1 tRNA gene and 2 rRNA genes are annotated in these 3,574 nt (G+C 46.7%); all 3 read right to left on the reverse strand.

Going from position 1 to position 3,574, the window contains the following annotated elements:
• Positions 1-4: 4 nt before the first annotated feature.
• Positions 5-114, reverse strand: a 5S ribosomal RNA gene (rrf, locus tag RT99_RS13385).
• 169 nt (positions 115-283) lie between these two features.
• Positions 284-3,164, reverse strand: a 23S ribosomal RNA gene (locus tag RT99_RS13390).
• Between the two features lie 146 nt (positions 3,165-3,310).
• Positions 3,311-3,384, reverse strand: a tRNA-Ala gene (locus RT99_RS13395).
• Positions 3,385-3,574: the final 190 nt, after the last annotated feature.

Genomic DNA, 3,574 nt, shown 5'->3' on the forward strand with positions numbered 1-3,574 from the left:
AAAAGAAAGGCGACGACATACTCTCCCACATAACTGCAGTACCATCTGCGCAGGCGGGCTTAACTACTCTGTTCGGGATGGGAAGAGGTGAGCCCCGCCGCAATAACCACCTTAAGGTTGTTAGTAATTAGTTCTTAGTGCTTAGTAATTAGTTTTCACTAACCACTTATTACTTTGGACTATTACTGCTCTGCGTCGAGCAAATATCTTAACATACTGAGATAAAGAAAAGTATTTTTATTTAGAAAGTTTCTTCTCCCGACCGTAGTCGGGAGAAAAGGGTGTACATAAGCTTACGGATTATTAGTACTACTCGACTATGACATTACTGCCTTTACATCTATAGCCTATCAACGTGGTCATCTTCCACGATCCTTAAAAGAAATCTCATCTTGTGGTGGGTTTCGCGCTTATATGCTTTCAGCGCTTATCCCTTCCAAACGTAGCTACTCTGCGGTGCCCCTGGCGGGACAACAGATACACTAGAGGTTTGTCCAATTCGGTCCTCTCGTACTAGAATCAGATCCACTCAAATTTCTAACGCCCACAGTAGATAGAGACCGAACTGTCTCACGACGTTCTGAACCCAGCTCGCGTGCCACTTTAATGGGCGAACAGCCCAACCCTTGGGACCTTCTCCAGCCCCAGGATGTGACGAGCCGACATCGAGGTGCCAAACCCCCCCGTCGATATGAGCTCTTGGGGGAGATCAGCCTGTTATCCCCGGCGTACCTTTTATCCTTTGAGCGATGGCCCTTCCATGCGGAACCACCGGATCACTATGCTCTACTTTCGTACCTGATCGACCTGTATGTCTCTCAGTCAAGCTCCCTTATGCCATTGCACTCTACGCACGGTTACCAAGCGTACTGAGGGAACCTTTAGAAGCCTCCGTTACTCTTTTGGAGGCGACCACCCCAGTCAAACTACCCACCAAGCAATGTCCCCCGCTTTTGCGGGGTTAGGCCTCAGATAAACAAAGGGTTGTATTTCAACAATGACTCCACAACGCCTGGCGACGCCACTTCACAGTCTCCAACCTATCCTACACATCATTTATCCAAGGTCAATACTAAGCTATAGTAAAGGTGCACAGGGTCTTTTCGTCCCACTGCGGGTAAACGGCATCTTCACCGTTACTACAATTTCACCGAGCTCATGGCTGAGACAGTGTCCAGATCGTTACACCATTCGTGCAGGTCGGAACTTACCCGACAAGGAATTTCGCTACCTTAGGACCGTTATAGTTACGGCCGCCGTTTACTGGGGCTTCAATTCAATGCTTCTCCGAAGATAACATCTCCTCTTAACCTTCCAGCACCGGGCAGGTGTCAGGCCCTATACTTCATCTTACGATTTTGCAGAGCCCTGTGTTTTTGATAAACAGTCGCCTGGACCTCTTCACTGCGGCCAGCTTGCGCTGGCGACCTTTCTCCCGAAGTTACAGGTCTATTTTGCCTAATTCCTTAGCCATGAATCTCTCGAGCACCTTAGGATTCTCTCCTCAACTACCTGTGTCGGTTTACGGTACTGGTACTAATTACCTGAAGTTTAGAGGTTTTTCTTGGAAGCCCTTAGGCGCACTATCTCTTTGTCCGAAGACTCCGAGTACTATCGTATTTCCCCAAAAGATGTGGATTTGCCTGCATCTCTTATAGGTAGGTACTTCAACGAACTATTCCGTCAGTTCGCGGCGCTTTCATCACTCCGTCACCCCATCACAGTAATTAGTAGTACGGGAATATTAACCCGTTAGCCATCGACTGTCCCTTTCGGGTTCGCCTTAGGACCAGACTAACCCACAGCTGATTAGCATAGCTGTGGAAACCTTAGTTTTTCGGTGTGCGGGTTTCTCGCCCGCATTATCGTTACTTATGCCTACATTTTCTTTTCCAGCCAGTCCAGCATACCTTACGATACACCTTCAACCCTGCTGGAATGCTCCCCTACCACTTAGAGTAAACTCTAAATCCATAGCTTCGGTAATACACTTATGCCCGATTATTATCCATGCTCGTCCGCTCGACTAGTGAGCTGTTACGCACTCTTTAAATGAATGGCTGCTTCCAAGCCAACATCCTAGCTGTCTGGGCAGACAAACCTCGTTCTTTCAACTTAGTGTATATTTGGGGACCTTAGCTGATGGTCTGGGTTCTTTCCCTCTCGGACTTGGACCTTAGCACCCAAGCCCTCACTGCTGAGAAACATTATATAGCATTCGGAGTTTGTCAGGAATTGGTAGGCGGTGAAGCCCCCGCATCCAATCAGTAGCTCTACCTCTATATAACTTAATTCAGCGCTGCACCTAAATGCATTTCGGGGAGTACGAGCTATTTCCGAGTTTGATTGGCCTTTCACCCCTACCCACAGGTCATCCGAAGACTTTTCAACGTCAACCGGTTCGGACCTCCACACTGTGTTACCAGCGCTTCATCCTGCCCATGGGTAGATCACACGGTTTCGCGTCTAACACTACTGACTAAAGCGCCCTATTCAGACTCGCTTTCGCTACGGATCCGTGGCTTAACCACTTAACCTTGCCAGCAACGTTAACTCGTAGGCTCATTATGCAAAAGGCACGCCGTCACCCCACGAAAGGGCTCCGACCGCTTGTAAGCGTATGGTTTCAGGATCTATTTCACTCCGTTATTCACGGTTCTTTTCACCTTTCCCTCACGGTACTGGTTCACTATCGGTCTCTCAGGAGTATTTAGCCTTAGCGGATGGTCCCGCCAAATTCAGACAGGGTTTCACGTGCCCCGCCCTACTCAGGATACCACTATCTATTACACTTGTTACCCATACGGGGCTATCACCCTCTTTGGCGTCACTTTCCAGCAACTTCCGGTTCCTTGTGCATAAAATGTCGTGGTCCTACAACCCCAGCACTGCCGTAACAGCACTGGTTTGGGCTAATCCGCGTTCGCTCGCCACTACTTACGGAATCACTTTTGTTTTCTTCTCCTCCGCCTACTTAGATGTTTCAGTTCAGCGGGTTTGCCCACCTATCGGTGTACTATGTCTTCAACATAGTGGGTTGCCCCATTCAGGTATCTGCGGATCAATCGGTGTGTGCCCGTCCCCGCAGCTTTTCGCAGCTTATCACGCCTTTCATCGCCTCTGAGAGCCAAGGCATCCCCCATACGCCCTTATTTTGCTTATTGTACCAATCTTAAAATTAATTAAGACCGTTTTTTTTGTCTTTTGTTATTTGTATTGCTACTATAACAAAAAACGCTTTCTACTTTTTATTATTTTCTTATCTCAATATGTCAATGAACTTTTATTTACTATCTTTATAGTAAACCAGTGGAGAATAACGGAGTCGAACCGTTGACCTCCTGCGTGCAAGGCAGGCGCTCTAGCCAGCTGAGCTAATCCCCCATTTTAATTAAAAATTAAAAATCGTGAATTAAAAATTATGAACTTTTTGATTCTTAATCTTTCAACTTCTAAAATTTCCTTTTTTCTAAGTATTTCAGTCTTTTTTAATTTTTAATTCTCAATTTTTAATTAAATTACCAATTGAAATTCTTAAAAAAGTAGTCCCGGGCAGACTCGAACTGCCGACCCC

Source organism: Flavobacterium sp. MEB061, from assembly GCF_000834715.1.
Classification (GTDB): Bacteria; Bacteroidota; Bacteroidia; order Flavobacteriales; family Flavobacteriaceae; genus Flavobacterium; species Flavobacterium pectinovorum.